Here is a 17,294-nt window from a genome sequence, read left to right as displayed (position 1 = left end):
CTGAAAAAGAGGCATTGTCAGGGATGAAGTTGGGTTAAATCAGTGCTGTTCTTCGGTATCAGATTTCTCATCAACGTAGCGGGTTACGGCAAGAAGACGATTGACGTGGGTCAACAGCAGATCGATGTCAGACTGTAGAAACCCCTGACCAGAGCTGGAAGCGGCCATTATCGCATTCTGGATATTTTCAGAAATATTCGAGGAGCCCTCTTTTCCCGCGGTAAGCAGCAGCGCGGCAATCAGCAATGACTGCGCTTCAACCTGCGCGGTCAGCTCTTTGGCGTCCACGTCGATTTTTGCCATCTTCATTAAAATATCAATAACTAACTGTCTCATAGCCTGCTCCCGTCATTATTTGCCCCTGAAATTACCACCACAGCAGGTCAGGAGTAAACAGAATTGCACCTGGTTCGTTAACCTTCAATCAGGCCTCTGACGCGGTGAATCCCGCGGATTTAGCGGGCTACTGACCGCTCCGGGCTCATCTGAGCGTAAATAGTCCGAAAACAGCCGGGCCCGGTGGCGAACAGGCCGGTTTGGTCTAGATTTAATCAGCCAACCGGCTGTCCCTCCCGCGTTGGCACGCTCATCAGACTCGATCCGATGAATTACGATGTTCTTCCGCCCTGCTGTCCCAGGGCGTTTTTTTGATAACACACAGCGAAAAACGGAGAGGTTAATCCGTCATGGATAAGAATCACTTTTATGAAAGACTAGCGCGCTGGCAACATCTGCGCTTTAACGATGTGGTAGTGCGTGAACATCCCGATACGCAGGCATGGAATAAACAATACGAAATTTATCTTCTGGATAAGACCCGTTCGTCTGCTCAGCTTTTTATCCGCACCATGCAGCCCGGCGAAGATATCGCGCGGGTCCTGGCGGAATACCTCAGTTGGTTACAGGATTACAATGACAATGAAATCGCCGTGAAGACGACACAGGACGAGCCAGCCGTCACGCCTAACAGCAGGCTGAAGGAGAGCTGCCGTAGGTCACCGGCCAGCCAGCAGCCCAGGCTTCATACCGGCGGCCCGGCCAGCAGAATCATCCGCCGACTGCCTTAGTTCAACAGAAGCTGCCGGACAACGCTCCGGCAGCATGCCCTCCCCGTCCGCTTACGAACCTCCCCCTGTAAAACGTTCCTTTTCAGCGCGACGTCTCTCTTGATGGAATTAAATTTCGTTATTTCCCAACAGAATTTGGTTTTTTGGCTAAAATTTTAAAATGACGTGATCTGTGTCACATCAAAAATAGAATAATAACGTTTTCCCAGGGAGTTACTTGTGACTGAATCAACAAACGGCGCGACACCCGGCGCGGCCGCCACGCCACAGCCAACCGAGCCGCTGGTAAAAGTCATCGCCTTCATTGCCACCCTCGGCGGCCTGCTTTTTGGCTATGACACCGGCGTTATCGCGGGCGCACTGCTATTTATGAAGCACGATCTGCACCTGACCTCACTGACCACGGGCATGGTAACCAGCTTTCTCATCCTTGGCTCGGCCATCGGAGCGATTAGCGCCGGTCGCGTAGCCGATCGTTTTGGCCGGAAAAAAGTCATTGTGGTGATGGCAATCGTCTTTATGTGCGGCTCGCTGGGCTGTGCGCTGGCTCCCAACGTGGTGCTGATGATCTTCTTCCGCTTCATTCTCGGCCTTGCCGTGGGCGGCGCGGCGGCTATCGTACCCATTTATATCGCTGAGATCGTTCCGGCCAACCGCCGCTGGCAGTTCGTTACGCTTCAGGAGCTGATGATTGTTTCAGGTCAGCTGATTGCCTATACCAGCAATGCCGCCATCAACGAAATCTGGGGAGGTGAAACCACCTGGCGCTGGATGCTCGGCGTTGCCTGCGTTCCAGCGGTGATACTGTGGGTGGGGATGCTGTTTATGCCCGATACGCCTCGCTGGTACGCGATGCATGGCCGCTATCGTGAAGCGCGTGACGTGCTGGAGCGGACCCGCCACTCGCGGATGGTCGAGAAAGAGATGGGCGAAATTCGCAAGTCAATGGACTCGAAAAGCCAGAAACATGCCCGCCGTCAGAAAACCATCTCGGTGTGGATGAAGCGCCTGGTTGCGCTGGGCATCGGCATTGCCATGCTGCAACAGCTTTCAGGCGTTAACACTATTATGTTCTATGCCCCGACGATGCTCCAGGCCACCGGCCTTGGCACTAACGCTTCGCTGCTGGCTACTATCGCGAACGGAGTGATTTCGGTGCTGATGACCTTTGTCGGCATCATGCTGCTGAGCCGCTTTGGCCGTCGCCCTCTGCTGCTGGTGGGGCAAATTGGCTGTACCTGTTCGCTGCTGGCCATCGGGCTGGTGACCTGGCTGATGCCAGAAACCGCCCACGGCCAGCCTGACCTGCTGCGCAGCTATCTGGTGCTCGGCGGAATGCTGATTTTCCTCTGTTTTCAGCAGGGCGCGCTCTCTCCGGTGACCTGGCTGCTGCTGTCGGAAATTTTCCCAATGCGTATCCGCGGCCTCGCAAACGGCATCTCGGTATTCGCCATGCAGATGACTAACTTCTCCATCGCGTTTATGTTCCCCATCCTGCTTGACCATTTCGGCCTGACCACCTGCTTCTTTGCCTTCGCGGCGGTTGGCGTGGCGGGTGGCATTTTCGCCATCATTTTTGCGCCGGAAACGCAGGGCAAAACGCTGGAGCAGATTGAACGGCATTTTAAAAAACATCTTCAGGACGATCCGCTGCCGCAATCAGGTAGCTAATCTTCCGTGCCAGGGAGGGCACGCCATTTACTGCCTCGTTTCACACTAATCTGATAGAGAAATTCGTGACTGGCTACCACGCTTAACGCTCAACGTTATAAAAGGATAGTCATGTTCAGATTCTTATTTTCCCTGTTTTCCAGCCCGGAATTCCTGCTTGAGGTGATGAGCAAGCGCGATATTGAAGAATCCATTGAAGAAGGCGATCGCATCATCATTGATGAAGACGGCAGCGCCGCAGTAAATATTTCCAGCCCGGAAGTTCGCGAGGATTTCGCCCGCCATGTGAATGCGCTGAGGAGAGTCTGAGATGGGAACGGCGATATTTATGGTGCTGATGGTGTGCGGCTACTGGTACACCAGCCGCGACCTCTCAACCCGCTTTAAGATCAAACGATCCTGGGGCTGGGACGTTTACTTCCTGGTCGCTCTCTATGGCTGTATCTTCGTGCTTCAGGGGGTGATCGCCACCGGAATCATCTGGCTGCTGCTGCTGGCGCTGTCGGCGTTGCTCAACGCTGTGCCGCAGCTAAACGACGGACTTCACCACCACTGGCAGAGTGAATTCATGACCTGGAGTTTCCTCGGGATTCAGGCCCCGGTGGTGATCATGCTGGCGTTCGCCGTGGCGTTCTGCCTCTACCGCTCCAGCTGGTCTGGCAGCGCAAGGCTGAACGGCAGCGGTCGCAAAAAACTGTATAAGAAGCTTTCCCGCGCCAACGGCGTTGAGGGCCTGCTGTTTCAGTGTATGGAAGAAGGCGAGCTGGCCTGGGTCACGCTGAAATCCCGCCGCATCTACATCGGCATGATCCATACCGCCTCTTATGACGCCACCGCCACGTCAAATATCGTGTTGATCCCGATGCTGAGCGGCTACCGCGATGGCAAAACGCTGAGCCTGAGCATTGAGCATAACTACAGTAAATGGTATTACGAACACGACATCACCCTTGATTCCGAACCCAGGTCCGCCCTGGCTTTTCGCAAAGTGATCATGCTCGATCAGATCGAAAGCCTGTCACTGTTTGATGCGGCCAGCGCCAGCGCGGTGATGCTGGCCAACGATGAGCAAACGGCCTGCGGCTAGAGGAACAGCGAAACCAGCCAGAATCCGACGAAGGTCATCAGCAGCGAACCGATCAGGTGGGCAAGCACCGTACTTACTGCCCAGAAGAACTGACCGGACTGCATCAGCGTGACAACCTCCAGCGAGAAGGTGGAAAACGTCGTTAGCCCGCCGCAAAAACCGGTCGCAATGAACAGTTTCCAGGTCGGGTCAAGTTCGGGGTTACGCAAAAAAAATGCCATTGCCGCACCGATAATAAGTCCACCGATAAGGTTGACGGCCAGGGTGCCTGGCGGAAGGTTTGGGAACAACGCATTCAAACGGACGCCCAGTATCCAACGCAGAACACTGCCTGCGGACCCGCCAATGGCAACGGCGATTAACGACTTGATCATAACTTCCTCATTGGAGTGTTGGCGAGGACTGGCTATCCGGCGAAATCGAGACGACCTGACAGGCAGCCCTCTTAAGTAAAAAGAGTGCGCTATCAGGCGTCATCAGCCCCTTACGTGCAGGGCGGTTGGGAAAGGTGGAACACCATCACCTTGTGGCGCTAGCCTAATCAGCGGCGTGTCGTTTTGCAAGCGGCAATTAACGTCGCCTGGCGCCGCAGCCACAATGCGTCAGGACCCCGACCTCAGATCCGACAGGTTGTCTGACCCTGCGGGTCCCAGCGATTGCAAAATGCGTCGATATCTGCGGCTTTAAAATCCGCCAGATTGGCCATGATGTCGCTCATTGACCACTCCCACCAGGCAATCCGCGCCAGCCGCTGCGCAATTTCCCTCGTAAAGCGTTCTTTGATCACTCTGGCCGGTACGCCGCCGACAATGGTATAAGGCGCCACGTCTTTGGTGACTACGGCCCCGGCCGCCAGCACCGCGCCATCGCCCACCGTCACGCCAGGCAGAACCGTGACGCCGTGACCAATCCACACGTCGTGACCGACGATCACCCGGTCCGCGCGGCGGGCGGCAAAAAACTCGCGGTCCCGCTCTGCCGTGGCGCTGTAGTATTCGGCGCAATAGGTAAAGCGATGCTGCGAAGGTCGTTCGAGAGGATGGTTTGGCGCGCCAAGCCGGACATTGGAAGCAATAGCGGTAAATTTACCGATTTCGCTATCCGCCACCGTGCAATAAGGGCCAAGATAGGAGTAGTCTCCGAGACTGGCATACTCCAGGTGGCTGTGGGCAAGAATTTCGCAACAGCGGCCAATCTGCGTCTCGCGCAGGGTCACGCTTTCATCGATAAAAGTCTCGACTAATTTGGGCTGGTGCAGTTCTATGACGGTCATCTGGGCCTCATCTGGTCGGATATCTGGATGAGTGCCGCCCGCAGGAACATCGGGCCAGCGTTCATCGGGTAACGTTCAGTAGAGGTCACTCTGTCATAGCGAGATGACAGGTTCGTGGAAAGAAAATGACAAAGCCGCTTACATGGCAAGAGCAGTCCGCCAGCTTTTATCAGCAGGAGGGTCAGCATCAGGCTCCTCTTCGTCATCCTCCGGGAAGAGCGAGCGTATAAAAGACTTTTGCTTCTTGTTTAACAACCAGCCTGCTAGCGGACCGCTTTCGTCGGCATGGCGCTCATCATCCTCATTTTCTTCGCTCATGTCGCCAATCCCCATAACAGGAGGAGAGACCAAAAGACCAGACAAACGACGATAATAGCCAGCCAGACTTTTCCTCTGGTCGACATATGATCCCTCATAATGCTGATAATCTGCTTTCGTGTGCAGGGAGTATAAACCATCACCTGGAACGATCAACTTTCAGATTATCCTTAGGGATCTTTTTTTTCAGGACGGCATTTCAACTTCCTCCTTCTCTGCCGTTTCTTCACTCTCTTCCGTGTCGAACATCACGGTCTGAATATCCTCCTCGGCAAGCGATGGATTCAGCGCTGCCGCCAGCGGTGAGCTGGTCAGGCTATCCGGCAGAACGACGTGAGGGATCGGCGCTTCGGTCACAATTTGCGGCGTTCGGCTGGTAAACCAGCTGGTGACCGCGATCACGCCACCGCACAGACAGAAGAAGGCATACAGCATGTTGCCTCCCAGCGGCTGCATAATGGCTCCGGTCACCAGCGGCCCGATACAGGCCCCCACGCCATAAGCCATCAGCAGGCAGGCGGTGAGCGATACTCTTCGCTCCGGCGCCACGCTGTCGTTAGCCATCGCGACGATCAGTGGGTAGAGCGAGAACTGCATCATGCTGGTCAGGAAGGCAATAGCCACGACTACGGCAAAACTGAAGTGCAACAGCAGGGTCAGCGGCAGCGCGGCCAGCGTATAGAGCAGCGAGGTATAGAGCAGCAGGCGACCGCGATCGATGCGATCCGAGAGCCAGCTCAAAGGGAATTGTGACACCAGCCCGGCAAAGATAGCGATCGCCATAAACAAGCCGGTTTGCTGGGTGCTGAACCCCAGCTGACTGGTGTAGACCGGAGCCATACCGTAAAACGCCCCCACCGCCATGCCCGTTGCCAGGGTGATCAGCAGAATTTTAGGGATCGCGCGGAAGAAGTAGCCCAGCTCCATAGGGGCTGGCATCATCGGGTGAGGATTGGTGCGGGTAGTCAGCGCCATTGGCACCAGGCACAGCGCGAAGCACAGCGCAACGATAAGCAGGCTGGAGCTTCCTGAGCCCACCTGAGTCATCAGGATGATCTGCCCGGCGGAAAGACCAAGGTAGGTAGCGACCATATAAAAACCAAAGATCAGCCCGCGCTGCCCGCTTTCGGCGCCGTCGTTCAGCCAGCTTTCCAGAACCATGTACTGGCACATCATGCACAGGCCGATCACCAACCGCAGGAAGATCCACATCGGCAGATAATCAGTCAGCCCGTGCCCAAGCACCGAGGCAGTGATGATCCCGGCGCAGGAAACATAAGCGCGGATGTGCCCGACGCGGGCAATCAGGTTGTGCCCCACCTTGCCGCCCAGCACCAGGCCAAAATAGTTGGCGGCGGTAATCGCGCCAATCATGCTGCCGCTGACCTGTTCATTAGCCAGACGCAGTGAAACGTAAGTGGTCAGTAAGCCGGAGCCAAGCAGCATTAACAGCGTAGTGGTATAAAGCGGTAAAAAAGTGCCGAGGACTTTTTTCATAACGGCTCCCTGTCGCCATCGTTCCGGGAAAACACAAACTTCGCCGTCAACAGTAGTCTCAATTCGCTAAGACTGGCAAGTCGGCGGGCGATCTTGCGGAGAATTCCCAGCCCGTCCCGTCAACCTTAAGGCCGCGGAAAGAAAAGCGAAAAGCGCGTCCTCCCCCCGTGGCTTTCAACGGCACAGCTGCCGTGGTGCAGCTGCATGATGCCACGAACGATCGACAGCCCCAGCCCGCTGCCAGTAGCCGAGTCGTGCCGGGATGCATCTGCCCGATAGAAACGATCGAACAGGCGGGCCTGTTGCGCTTGCTCAATCGTCGGCCCTTCATTCTCTACCGCAAGGGTTACGCCGCCCGGATCCGCCCGGCTGGTAATGACAATGCGGCTGCCCGCATCAGCATAGCGAATGGCGTTTGCCATCAGGTTAGCCAGTGCCCTGCGCAGCAGCTCGGCATCCGCGTAAACAGAGCCCTCGTGAGGGAACCGTAGCGACAGCTGACGCTCTTCCGCTGGCCCTTCAAAATAATCCGCCAGCGGTTGCAGCACCACGGCCAGCGCCAGGTTTTCGCGATGGATCGCCTGGCTGGCATCCTCCGCACGAGCCAGAAATAGCATGTTGTCGATCATTCTTGCCAGCCGCTGTAGCTCTTCAAAATTGGAACCAAGCAGCCCCAGGTAGTACTCATTGCTGCGCTTCTGGGTCAGCGCCACCTCCGTCTGACCCAGTAGGTTCGCAACTGGCGTGCGCAAATCATGCGCCATATCCGCCGATACCTGGCTCAGCTGCTGAAAGCTGGTTTCCAGCCGGTCCAGCATCTGATTAAACGCTGCCACCAGCGACAGCAGCTCCTGCGGCACGTTATCAAGCGTAATACGCCTCGACAGATGGCGAACGTCGATGGCTGCCGTCTCCTGTGCCAGGCGGTGCAGCGGCCGCAAACTTCGCCGCGTCAGCAACCCCACCAGCAGCGCGGCAATCAGCGTGGCGCAGACGATCAGCAGCACGATTTGCCGACGGTAGTCGGCAAGGGTTGCCGTCCGCTCGGTCATCAACCTGCCGGTAATGATCTCCAACTGACCCGGACCATCGCGGGTTTGCGCCAGCGCCGCCGCTGAGATAAATGGCGTGCCGCCGCGTGCCTGCTGATGATGAACACGGGTCAACGTCAGCGGCTGACCAACCGGCACCGGCGGCAGATCGGGAATTGCCGTATGACCAGGATTCACCTCGATCAGCGGCGGCTGACCGGGGAAGCGCAGCACCAACAGCGATTCGGTATTGCCAAGCATATTGGCAAACAGCTTCGGCTTTTGATGGATCAGCGCCAGCGCATCTTCATTTAGCAGCAGCGTGCGGATCTGCTCCATCCTTGTCAGCAGCGCGCCGTCGTCCCGCACGCTGATCTGCCGCGCCAGCGACTGATAAAGCGCCATCCCCACCAGAATCATGACCAGCAGGACAATGGCCGAGATCAGCAGCGAAAGGCGCGTGGTCAGCCGAAGAGCCTTCATTGCGCCTCATCAGCCTCACAGCGATAGCCCACGCCGTGAACGGTGTGGATCAGCGGCGTTGCGAAAGGTTCATCCACTTTCTGCCGCAAACGGCGAACGGCGACGTCCACCACGTTGGTATCGCTGTCGAAATTCATATCCCAGACGCGTGAGGCAATCAGCGTGCGGCTCATCACCTGGCCTGGGTTAAGCATAAAAAGCTGGAGAAGGTTGAACTCTTTGTTGGTCAGGTCAATCCTGACGCCCGCGCGCTCAACCCGGCGCTTTGCCCTGTCCAGACAAAGATCGGCCACCTGTAGCAACTCGTCGCGCTTGGCATTCACCCCCCGGCGCAGCGCGGTTCGAATACGCGCCAGCAGCTCGGCAAAGGAAAAAGGCTTCACCAGGTAGTCATCTGCCCCCAGCTCAAGCCCTTTGATACGATCTTCAACGGTGCCTTTGGCGGTAAGGAAAATGACCGGGACACTTTGCTCATCCAGCGTTTTCATTACTTCCCAGCCGTTCAGCTCCGGCATCATGACGTCCAGCAGGATCAGGTCGTAATGATATTCCTGAGCCATAAACACCCCTTCCCGCCCGTTTTCAGCCACGTCTACCACGTAGCCGGATTCCGTAAGGCCGCTGCGCATGTATTCACGGGCTTTAGGTTCATCATCAATGACCAGAATTTTCATCATCTTCTCCAGCAAACGGCGCAGCGGACAGGCTTACTTCAGCGCGTGCTGCGCGGCTTGCTCAATCAGCGTGGCGACCTCTTTCGGATGCGATTCATACACGGAATGGCTGGCGCCAGCCACTTCCACCGTGGTGCTGTGGGCGCGTTTCGCATACATACGTTCTAAATCAGGATTAATGATTTTGTCGTTTTTTGCCACCATGTACCAGCTTGGTCGGGTTTTCCATGCCGGGTCGGGGATGTTGGCGGTAAACACCGAGGCGGAAGTCGGCATCTGCGCGCTGGCTTCAAACGCGGCCTGTCTGGCAGAAAGATCGGCGGCAAAGTCGCTGTGGAAATACTGGGGCGCAATCATCAGGAATCCGTCCGGCGTTTTCATAAAGGGGTGAGCGGAGTTAGGCAGCTTTTTGCCGTTGCTCGCCTCAGTTTCGCCATTATCCAGCGCATGTGCCGCGATATAAACCAGCCCGGCCACATGCGAATCGTTGCCCGCTTCAGTAATGATTGCGCCGCCATAGCTGTGCCCAACCAGAATTACCGGGCCATCCTGCTGCGCCAAAATACGCCTGGTGGCCGCCACGTCCTCCGGGAATGAAGTCAGCGGTTCCTGCACCAGCGTTACTTTATAGCCATCATGGGTCAGAATGTCGTACACCGGACGCCAGCCCGAGCCGCCAACAAATGCGCCGTGGACCAGCACAATATTTTTAACTGGCTGCGCCATCGCCGCGCTGCCAGCGGCCGCCATCAGCAAAGACGCAGTGATGGCCGCCAGTTTTACGATTTTTTTGCAGGGTGCGTTCATGATCAGTTCCTCAGGGTTAGATTGTGTTTACGCTGAGGATTTTACGAGCGGGCAACTGACGACGGCATGAGCGAGTTATGACAAAAGAATGACATTGGGACGAAGGACGTGGCGCAGGCGTACAGGAAAATAAATATTGCCTAAAGTTTTCCACAACTTTTACCGATGTAATGGATACTTAACCAAAACGCGCAGCCAATACTATGACCTGGTTCAAGCCGATTGAGATTTTTTTACTAACCATAACAATAGCTTATTGTTTCACCATGTCGTCATGGTTCTGGTAACCCTCTGGTTACCGAATACCGGCATAGCGCAATAAGGCCGTCACCAGAGCCGCCGCAAGGATCACTACAATCAGCGGCATTTTCCGCCAGGCAAGCACCACCGCCACCGCAACGCCAGCCACGCGGGCGATACCGGCAAAATGCACGCCTTCATAAAAGGTATTACTAAGGGCAACCGCAAACAGCAGCGTGGTAGCGGCATCCGACAGCAGCCTGCGCGAGCGCTCAGACAGCGCCATGCGGTTCCCCAATTTTACCCCGGCAAACCGCATTAACCAGGTGCCCACCGACAGCACGGCGATGCCGGCGATAATCATCACGTTTGAAGCCATTATTTTTTCCTCGTCAGCAGGCCAGCCATTGAGAGCAATACCGGAAGCCCAACCGCAACGAAAGGCGTGGCGATCAGCGACAGGACCGCGCCGCTGGCGGCACGGACCAGCGTCGTCCGGGAGGTGAAAGAAGGGATTACCAGCGCCAGCAGAATCGCCGGGAAAACCGCATCAAGGCCGATCGCCTCAATATTGGGCAGCAGTTTGCCGACGACGCTGCCAAGCATCGCGCCGATCGGCCAGACGATGGCAACACCCAGCCCGCATAGCCAGTAAGCCGCCCTGCGCTGCTCCACGGTGGACTGCGACAGGCCAAATACCACGCTCTCATCGTTCATAATGTGACAGCCCAACAGCCCCTTCAGCCGTGGGCCAACCAGATCGCGCACCGCGATGCCAAACGGGAAATGCCGGGCGTTGACCAGCAGCCCAGCCAGCGCCGCCGCCAGAGGATTTCCCCCGCTGGCGATAATCGCCACAAACATAAATTCCGACGCGCCAGCCAGCACGAACAGCGTTGAGAACAGCGGCACCCATAGCGGAAAGCCGTACGCGGTAGCCAGCGAGCCATACGAGGCGCCCACCACCCCAACGGCCAGGCAGACCAGATAAATCGCCTTTTTCGTCGCGGCGGGCAGGCAGGAAAAACCGGGGCTGAACATAAAATCTGTACCTTATCGAACGGATCGTCCATTATAATGAACGCCGCCACCCACTAAATCAAGCCGAACGTTACGTTCGTTATAATGAACAATTGAGGTAAGCCATGACGCAGCCGATTGGCATCATCGCCGACAGCCTGGTTCGCGAAAGAACCCGTGCAGGCCTCTCCCTTGCGGAAGTCGCCAGGCGCGCTGGCGTCGCAAAATCCACGCTTTCTCAGCTCGAATCCGGCAACGGCAATCCCAGTATTGAAACGCTTTGGGCACTTTGCGTGGCGCTGAATATTCCTTTTGCCAGGCTGATGGAACCTGCCGAAAATGCCACGCAGGTAATCAGGCGCGGCGAAGGCAATAAGGTGGTTGCTGAACAGGCAGACTATCAGGCCATCCTGCTGGCGAGCTGCCCGCCAGGCGCGCGGCGCGACATCTATCTGCTGATGGCTCAACCCGGCTCCGAACGGCTCTCGCGGCCGCACACGCCGGGAGCGGTTGAACATGTCATCGTCACCCAGGGCCGCGCCCTGCTCGGATTAAAAGACTCACCGGAAACCTTAGAAGCGGGTGATTACATTTGCTATCCCGGCGACCGCGAACACATATTCAGAGCGCTGGAGCCAGATACGCTGGCGATTCTGGTGGCCGAACAGGGATAAGCGGGCATCGGATTGCCAGCCTTCGCCGGCCAGTCTCTGCTGAGTAGCAGGCGCTATTTCCGCATTAATTCTGCTGTAATGAGTCGAATACTCTGCTCAGAATAGAGAGAGTCAAATAAAACATACCCTCATCACCACTGGTAATTAGATGTCTGGCAGCGCGGCCAATTACATAACCACAAGTTTATTGCTGTTAACAACAGCCATAAATGCTAAAAAAACATTTATTTTCTGCTCTGATTCCACAACGTAAAAATTATCGGATGCTACGATTATTATTGCTCATTTAATCAGGGCATTGACTTTTATGGCTAAAGGAAAATTATTTTGGATAACGTAAAGAAGATTGGCAGACTCTCCGTCTGGAATATCCTCTTTGCTATCGCCCTGCTGCTGTTTGGCATCGCTATGGCAATCGGAGGCGGCTGGCTGGCCGCGCTGGGAGGGAATTGGTATTACCTTCTGGCAGGGGTCGGCTGTATTATTTCCGCAGTACTGATCTTATTAAAACGTACCAGCACGGTTTACTGGTTTGGCCTGGTATTTATCGGCACCTTGATCTGGACTATTCAGGAGTCCGGGCTTGATTACTGGCGCTGGGTGCCCCGCTTCGACATTATGCTGATTCTGGGTATTCTATTTGCCTTCCAGCTTCCCACCTTCAAACCGGGAATTAGCCGAGGCGTTTCCCGTTCGCTGGGCGGCGTGTTCATTCTGGCTTTCCTGGTGGCCGTAGCGCTGCCATTTACCGCGCTGAATGTTACCCCTGCGAATAATGTTCCCGAAGCGAGCAAGGGAGTCTTTGCGACCGATACCGGCACGGGAAAAGCCTCCACCCCCGACACCGGCGACTGGTATACCTACGGCGGATCGCTGGCCTCCCAACGTTTTGCTCAGGCTAATCAGATCACGCCGGAAAACGTCAGCAATCTGAAGCTTGCCTGGCAATTCCGCACCGGCGATTTACCCAAAGCGCGCTGGGGCGGTGAAAATACGCCGATTAAAATCGGCGACACGCTCTACAGCTGCACGCCGCGCAATCAGGTATTTGCGATTGATGCCGCAACCGGGAAAGAAAAATGGCACTTCGATCCCAAGGTCAGCGACCAGTCGATTCCTTACACTGCCGCCTGCCGCGGCCTGACGTGGTTTGATGCCCAAACCAACAGCCATGTATCCCTTGGCGACACGGCGCAGGCTCCCGCCGCCGTAGCCAACACCACTGGCGATAATGCCGGCTGCGAACAGCGCATCATTCTGGGGACGCTGGACGGCCGCGTGATCGAGCTGAATGCCAAAACCGGCGAAATCTGCAAAGACTTTGGTAAAGACGGCACGGTCGATATTACCGAAAATATGGGCGAGGTTTATCAAGGCTATGTTGCCATCAACTCCGCGCCGGTAGTGATCCGGGATACGCTGGTAGTGGGGCATCAGGTTATTGACGGACAGCGCGCTTTCGGCCCTCCGGGGGTAATCAAAGCCTATGATGTGCGCACCGGTCAGCTGAAGTGGGCGTGGGATGCGGCCTCGCCAGAGAGCAGCGCGCCGAAGCAAGGCCCTGACGCCTGGAAAAAAGGGTCGCCGGACGTGTGGACCTCCTTTACCGGCGACGACAAGCTGGGGCTGGTTTATCTGCCTTTCGGCAACTCCTCCGGCGACTACTGGAGCAGCACCCGAACAGCAGCGGAAAACAAATATGCCGTGACGCTGACCGCGCTGAATATCGAAACCGGGCTGCCGGCCTGGGCTTTCCAGACTGCGCATAAAGACGTCTGGGATTACGACCAGGGATCGCAACCCACGCTGATCGACTATCCCGATAAGAACGGCGGTAAAACGCCCGCGATTATCGTACCGACCAAGCAGGGGGAAATTTACGTGCTCGATCGCCGCACCGGCAAATCCCTGTTCGGTGTGGAAGAGAAGCCCGTACCTGGCGGCGGCCTGGAACCGAACGACCGCTCCCCGACTCAGCCCTATTCGGCATTCCACCATCTCAGCAAGCCTGACCTGACGCCGCAGGATATGTGGGGCCTGACGCCAATCGATCAGCTGGTTTGTCGTATTCAGTTCCAGCAGGCGAGCTATCAAGGTCAGTACACGCCGCCAATAGCCGATCGGCACTACATTGAGTATCCTGGCTATAACGGCGGTTCGGACTGGGGCAGCGTGGCCTTCGATCCGGACAGAGGTCTGATCATCGCCAACTATAACGATATGCCGAACTACAACATCCTGGTACCGCGAGCGGTTGCCGATGCGCTCGGCTGGAAGCCGCGTGATGAAATCCCTTATAACCCGCATGATGCAGGACATGCGGAAGGGGCTGGCGATCCGCAGATTGGCGTGCCCTATGCGGTAAACGTCAATGCGGGCTGGCGTCTGAAGTACACCGGTATGCTGTGTAAAGAGCCACCTTATGGCGGCATCCGGGCGATTGACGTCCGCGATGGCCGGACAGTGTGGGATCGTCCTTTAGGGACCGCACGCCGCAACGGTCCGTTTGGCATTCCGACCGGGTTACCGATCAATATTGGTACGCCTAACAACGGCGGGTCAGTGGTTACCTCTGGCGGGCTGATCTTTATCGCGGCCGCGACGGACGATCTGATTCGGGCTATTGATATCAAAACCGGTAAAACCGTCTGGAGTACGCCGCTACCGGCGGGCGGACAGGCTAATCCGCTGGTTTATACCCAGAACGGGCGCGAGTATCTGGTGATCACCGCAACCGGTCACCACTTTATGGAAACGCCGCCCGGAGATTACATCCTGGCCTATGCCCTACCCGAAGCGAAATAACCCGCTTCACCAGCACTAAAGCCAACGAAAAAACCCGCCTGAAGGCGGGTTTTTTCATAGTAAGTGAAATATCAGCTCTAATTCAGGCTCCAGTAATCAACGATATTTTGATTATTAAAGGTGATATAAAGGCGATCGCCGTGGATCTCGGTATTGCCGCTGCGTTTATTCGCCACTTTGTTGACGCTGTCAGAGGCGGAAGAAGCCGAGTTCGCCATACCGAACGCGCTGGATATTGCGCCTGCGCCGGGAATATAACCTACCAGGTTGGAAGCATCGCTCATGTTGCCACTTTTACGATAAACCCAGGTCGTGCCATGTGAGGACTTTTCATTATCATCCGGTACGCCATACAGGCTCTGGACCTGCGCCTGCGTGGTGACACCCTCAGTAATGTGTGATTGCACGTAGCTGGTGCTGTACTTGTCTTCACCACCCGTTGAGCAGCCGCTCAACAGCAAAACGCCGGCCAGCAGAAACAGCGTTGATCGAGCTCTTATCATGAGTTTTCCCTTTCATACGTTAAGGAAAGTGTTTAAATAAAAAATTTTCCGTAATTTATGTAACATAAGATCTCAATTTATCCAACAGTATTTAACTGGGGGCCAGCCGGAACGGGCGGAGGCCCGCAGAAAATACCCCCTCAGGCTGGTTACTTCCTTCCATCCAGAACCAGCCTCAGCGCCAGACCGGCCAGCACCGTTCCCATCAGCCAGCGCTGTATTTTCTGCCACGTTGGCCGCTCAGCCAGGAAATGAGCAATGGTCCCGGCAGCGAAAATAATCAGGCCGTTCACCACTAAACTGGTAATAATTTGGGTCATTCCCAGCGTTAGCGACTGTGCCAGCACATGGCCCTGCTCGGGTTTAATAAACTGCGGCAGCAGCGACAGGTAAATAACGGCGGTTTTGGGATTTAGCAGGTTGGTAAGCAGCCCCATCGTAAAAAGTTTACGCGCGCTGTCGGGGGGTAAATCGCGAAGGTGAAAAGGAGATTTGCCGCCGAACACCGCCTGCCAGGCCATATACAGTAAATAGCAGGCCCCGGCGATGCGCAGCGCATCGTAAGCCAGCGGTATGGCCATAATAAGCGCGGTAATTCCCAGGGCGGCGCACAGCATGTAGAACATAAAGCCCAGCGCCACGCCGGTCAGCGAGATATAGCCAGCTTTACGCCCCTGGCACAGCGAGCGGGAAATCAGGTAGATCATATTTGGACCAGGCGTCAGGACGAGGCCCAGAGCGATTGCTGCAAAGGGTAAAATCTGCGAGAGCGTGACCATCGGGGATATCCTGTAACCAGAAACGGTGAGGGTTCAACAACTTCTCCGTGGTTAAAGCCTGAACCACCTCCCTGTGGCTCAGCCTTGCTGTAACATTCAGTGACCAGCTAACTCCGCACCGTGTCATTACCAAACGCGACCCACTTATAAGTGGTCAGCGCTTCCAGCCCCATCGGGCCGCGCGCGTGCAGCTTCTGGGTGCTGACCGCGACTTCCGCACCCAGGCCGAACTGTCCGCCATCGGTAAAGCGGGTGCTGGCATTGACATAAACTGCCGACGAATCGACTTCATTCACAAAGCGATCGGCATGGTGCATAGTGCGGGTCAGGATCGCGTCGGAATGCTGAGTACCGTATTCGCGGATATGCGCAATGCCTGCATCCAGGCTGTCTACCAGCTTCACGTTCAGATCCAGCGCCAGCCACTCATCCCGATACTGCTGTTCGGTTACGGCGCTGACCTGCGCCGGGCCGTTTTGCAGCAGCGGCAGCGAGCGGGCGTCCGCATGCAGCGTAATGCCCTCTTCCGCCATGCTGCGGCTCAGCGCAGGCAGGAAAGTCTGCGCAATGGCAGAGTGTACCAGCAGCGTTTCCACCGAATTGCAGGCGCTCGGGCGCTGTTTCTTGGCGTTGATGATGACCTTCATCGCCGCTTCCAGCTCGATATCGCGATCGACAAAAATGTGGCACACGCCAATCCCGCCGGTTATCACCGGGATAGTCGACTGCTCGCGGCACAGCTTGTGCAGGCCAGCGCCGCCGCGGGGGATCAGCATATCAACGTAGCGATCCAGCTTCAGCAGCTGGTTCACCAGCTCACGATCCGGGCTTTCAATCGCCTGAACCGCGCCAGCCGGTAAGCCATGCTGCTTTAACGCGTCCTGAATCACCCGCACGGTTGCGCCGTTGGTGCGGTAGGTTTCTTTGCCGCCGCGCAGGATCACCGCATTGCCGGTTTTCAGGCACAGGCTGGCAACGTCGACCGTCACATTAGGGCGAGCTTCATAAATCACACCGACCACGCCTAAAGGCACGCGACGGCGCTCTATACGCAGGCCGTTATCCAGCAGGCCGCCATCGATCACCACCCCAACCGGATCGGCCAGACGGCAAACCTGGCGCACATCATCAGCAATACCTTTCAGCCTGGCCGGGTTTAGCATCAGGCGATCCGTCAGCGCGGCGCTCATTCCGTTGTCGCGCGCATCGGCCAGGTCCAGCTCGTTGGCCGCCAGGATCTCCGCGCTCTGGGCTTCCAGCCGATCGGCAATGGTCATTAAAACCTGATTTTTCTGCACGGTAGAGAGCACCGACAGTTGGTAAGACGCGGCTTTTGCCGCCTTGCCCATTTCTTCAAGCATCTCC

Annotated in this window: 19 protein-coding genes and 1 riboswitch; of the genes, 6 read left to right on the top strand and 13 right to left on the bottom strand. The window is 56.3% G+C overall.

The features are described from left to right. Positions 1–39: 39 nt before the first annotated feature. Complete coding sequence (iraP, locus tag NG99_RS25005; RefSeq protein WP_034899065.1) at positions 40–336, bottom strand: anti-adapter protein IraP; 297 nt, start codon at positions 334–336, stop codon at positions 40–42. 350 nt (positions 337–686) lie between these two features. Between iraP and NG99_RS25000 the strand changes: the two genes are divergently transcribed. The 4 genes from NG99_RS25000 (at position 687) to NG99_RS24985 (ending at position 3,825) form a co-directional block, all read left to right on the top strand. Further along, positions 687–1,067 (top strand): hypothetical protein, encoded by a 381-nt coding sequence (locus tag NG99_RS25000; RefSeq protein ID WP_034899064.1) that lies wholly within the window; start codon positions 687–689, stop codon positions 1,065–1,067. 219 nt (positions 1,068–1,286) lie between these two features. Continuing rightward, positions 1,287–2,738 (top strand): sugar porter family MFS transporter, encoded by a 1,452-nt coding sequence (locus NG99_RS24995; protein WP_034899062.1) that lies wholly within the window; start codon positions 1,287–1,289, stop codon positions 2,736–2,738. A 111-nt stretch (positions 2,739–2,849) separates the two neighbouring features. Continuing rightward, positions 2,850–3,047 carry a hypothetical protein gene (locus tag NG99_RS24990; RefSeq protein WP_034899059.1) on the top strand — a complete coding sequence of 66 codons (198 nt, stop codon included), beginning with the start codon at positions 2,850–2,852 and terminating at the stop codon, positions 3,045–3,047. 1 nt (position 3,048) lies between these two features. Then, positions 3,049–3,825 (top strand): hypothetical protein, encoded by a 777-nt coding sequence (locus NG99_RS24985; RefSeq protein WP_034899057.1) that lies wholly within the window; start codon positions 3,049–3,051, stop codon positions 3,823–3,825. Here NG99_RS24985 and crcB read toward each other — a convergent pair. From crcB to NG99_RS24940, 9 genes are all read right to left on the bottom strand, one after another. Next, the gene (gene crcB, locus NG99_RS24980) at positions 3,822–4,199 is read right to left on the bottom strand and encodes a fluoride efflux transporter CrcB (RefSeq protein ID WP_034899056.1); all 378 of its coding nucleotides are present in this window, start codon (positions 4,197–4,199) and stop codon (positions 3,822–3,824) included. The genes NG99_RS24985 and crcB overlap by 4 nt on opposite strands. Positions 4,200–4,285: 86 nt before the next feature. Further along, positions 4,286–4,358, bottom strand: a riboswitch (Fluoride riboswitch). An 83-nt stretch (positions 4,359–4,441) separates the two neighbouring features. Next, positions 4,442–5,098, bottom strand: coding sequence for a DapH/DapD/GlmU-related protein (locus tag NG99_RS24975; RefSeq protein WP_034899055.1), 657 nt, complete (start codon positions 5,096–5,098; stop codon positions 4,442–4,444). A gap of 138 nt (positions 5,099–5,236) precedes the next feature. Next, complete coding sequence (locus tag NG99_RS24970) at positions 5,237–5,572, bottom strand: hypothetical protein (protein WP_034899054.1); 336 nt, start codon at positions 5,570–5,572, stop codon at positions 5,237–5,239. Positions 5,573–5,602: 30 nt separating this feature from the next. Then, the gene (locus tag NG99_RS24965) at positions 5,603–6,913 is read right to left on the bottom strand and encodes an MFS transporter (RefSeq protein ID WP_034899052.1); all 1,311 of its coding nucleotides are present in this window, start codon (positions 6,911–6,913) and stop codon (positions 5,603–5,605) included. 125 nt (positions 6,914–7,038) lie between these two features. Next, positions 7,039–8,427, bottom strand: coding sequence for a heavy metal sensor histidine kinase (locus tag NG99_RS24960; RefSeq protein WP_034899051.1), 1,389 nt, complete (start codon positions 8,425–8,427; stop codon positions 7,039–7,041). Further along, positions 8,424–9,101 carry a heavy metal response regulator transcription factor gene (locus NG99_RS24955; protein WP_034899050.1) on the bottom strand — a complete coding sequence of 226 codons (678 nt, stop codon included), beginning with the start codon at positions 9,099–9,101 and terminating at the stop codon, positions 8,424–8,426. The genes NG99_RS24960 and NG99_RS24955 overlap by 4 nt, the downstream gene beginning before the upstream one ends. Positions 9,102–9,134: 33 nt before the next feature. Beyond that, the gene (locus tag NG99_RS24950) at positions 9,135–9,908 is read right to left on the bottom strand and encodes an alpha/beta hydrolase (RefSeq protein ID WP_034899049.1); all 774 of its coding nucleotides are present in this window, start codon (positions 9,906–9,908) and stop codon (positions 9,135–9,137) included. A 295-nt stretch (positions 9,909–10,203) separates the two neighbouring features. After that, a complete protein-coding gene (locus NG99_RS24945; RefSeq protein ID WP_034899047.1) occupies positions 10,204–10,527 on the bottom strand; it encodes an AzlD domain-containing protein in 324 nt (107 codons plus the stop codon). Beyond that, a complete protein-coding gene (locus tag NG99_RS24940) occupies positions 10,527–11,189 on the bottom strand; it encodes an AzlC family ABC transporter permease (RefSeq protein ID WP_034899045.1) in 663 nt (220 codons plus the stop codon). The genes NG99_RS24945 and NG99_RS24940 overlap by 1 nt, the downstream gene beginning before the upstream one ends. Positions 11,190–11,293: 104 nt before the next feature. Here NG99_RS24940 and NG99_RS24935 point away from each other — a divergent pair, with 104 nt between their 5' ends. Both NG99_RS24935 and NG99_RS24930 read left to right on the top strand, forming a co-directional pair. Beyond that, entirely contained in the window at positions 11,294–11,842 is a 549-nt protein-coding gene (locus NG99_RS24935) for a helix-turn-helix domain-containing protein (protein ID WP_034899043.1), read from the top strand. Between the two features lie 327 nt (positions 11,843–12,169). Next, the gene (locus NG99_RS24930; RefSeq protein ID WP_072017673.1) at positions 12,170–14,647 is read left to right on the top strand and encodes a membrane-bound PQQ-dependent dehydrogenase, glucose/quinate/shikimate family; all 2,478 of its coding nucleotides are present in this window, start codon (positions 12,170–12,172) and stop codon (positions 14,645–14,647) included. Positions 14,648–14,724: 77 nt separating this feature from the next. Here the strand turns inward: NG99_RS24930 and NG99_RS24925 are convergent, their stop codons facing one another. The 3 genes from NG99_RS24925 to proA form a co-directional block, all read right to left on the bottom strand. Next, positions 14,725–15,150: a hypothetical protein gene (locus tag NG99_RS24925; protein ID WP_034899041.1), complete on the bottom strand. Its 426-nt coding sequence runs from the start codon at positions 15,148–15,150 to the stop codon at positions 14,725–14,727. 149 nt (positions 15,151–15,299) lie between these two features. Beyond that, positions 15,300–15,929, bottom strand: a complete 630-nt coding sequence (locus NG99_RS24920; RefSeq protein ID WP_034899039.1) for a LysE family translocator — start codon at positions 15,927–15,929, stop codon at positions 15,300–15,302. A gap of 107 nt (positions 15,930–16,036) precedes the next feature. Further along, positions 16,037–17,290 carry a glutamate-5-semialdehyde dehydrogenase gene (gene proA / locus NG99_RS24915; RefSeq protein ID WP_034899038.1) on the bottom strand — a complete coding sequence of 418 codons (1,254 nt, stop codon included), beginning with the start codon at positions 17,288–17,290 and terminating at the stop codon, positions 16,037–16,039. Positions 17,291–17,294 lie beyond the last annotated feature (4 nt).

It is taken from the genome of Erwinia typographi, assembly GCF_000773975.1.
GTDB classification, from domain to species: Bacteria; Pseudomonadota; Gammaproteobacteria; order Enterobacterales; family Enterobacteriaceae; genus Erwinia; species Erwinia typographi.
The sequence above is the reverse complement of the archived record's forward strand: the minus strand, read 5'-3'. Positions and strand labels throughout refer to the sequence as shown.

Excerpts from the sequence above, each read along its gene's own strand:
- NG99_RS24975 (WP_034899055.1), bottom strand. The coding sequence starts at position 5,098 with ATGACCGTCATAGAACTGCACCAGCCCAAATTAGTCGAGACTTTTATC.
- NG99_RS24920 (WP_034899039.1), bottom strand. The coding sequence starts at position 15,929 with ATGGTCACGCTCTCGCAGATTTTACCCTTTGCAGCAATCGCTCTGGGC.
- NG99_RS24965 (WP_034899052.1), bottom strand. The coding sequence starts at position 6,913 with ATGAAAAAAGTCCTCGGCACTTTTTTACCGCTTTATACCACTACGCTG.
- NG99_RS24940 (WP_034899045.1), bottom strand. The coding sequence starts at position 11,189 with ATGTTCAGCCCCGGTTTTTCCTGCCTGCCCGCCGCGACGAAAAAGGCG.
- NG99_RS25000 (WP_034899064.1), top strand. The coding sequence starts at position 687 with ATGGATAAGAATCACTTTTATGAAAGACTAGCGCGCTGGCAACATCTG.
- NG99_RS24925 (WP_034899041.1), bottom strand. The coding sequence starts at position 15,150 with ATGATAAGAGCTCGATCAACGCTGTTTCTGCTGGCCGGCGTTTTGCTG.
- NG99_RS24985 (WP_034899057.1), top strand. The coding sequence starts at position 3,049 with ATGGGAACGGCGATATTTATGGTGCTGATGGTGTGCGGCTACTGGTAC.
- NG99_RS24945 (WP_034899047.1), bottom strand. The coding sequence starts at position 10,527 with ATGGCTTCAAACGTGATGATTATCGCCGGCATCGCCGTGCTGTCGGTG.
- NG99_RS24935 (WP_034899043.1), top strand. The coding sequence starts at position 11,294 with ATGACGCAGCCGATTGGCATCATCGCCGACAGCCTGGTTCGCGAAAGA.
- NG99_RS24960 (WP_034899051.1), bottom strand. The coding sequence starts at position 8,427 with ATGAAGGCTCTTCGGCTGACCACGCGCCTTTCGCTGCTGATCTCGGCC.
- NG99_RS24955 (WP_034899050.1), bottom strand. The coding sequence starts at position 9,101 with ATGAAAATTCTGGTCATTGATGATGAACCTAAAGCCCGTGAATACATG.
- NG99_RS24990 (WP_034899059.1), top strand. The coding sequence starts at position 2,850 with ATGTTCAGATTCTTATTTTCCCTGTTTTCCAGCCCGGAATTCCTGCTT.
- NG99_RS24950 (WP_034899049.1), bottom strand. The coding sequence starts at position 9,908 with ATGAACGCACCCTGCAAAAAAATCGTAAAACTGGCGGCCATCACTGCG.
- iraP (WP_034899065.1), bottom strand. The coding sequence starts at position 336 with ATGAGACAGTTAGTTATTGATATTTTAATGAAGATGGCAAAAATCGAC.
- proA (WP_034899038.1), bottom strand. The coding sequence starts at position 17,290 with ATGCTTGAAGAAATGGGCAAGGCGGCAAAAGCCGCGTCTTACCAACTG.
- crcB (WP_034899056.1), bottom strand. The coding sequence starts at position 4,199 with ATGATCAAGTCGTTAATCGCCGTTGCCATTGGCGGGTCCGCAGGCAGT.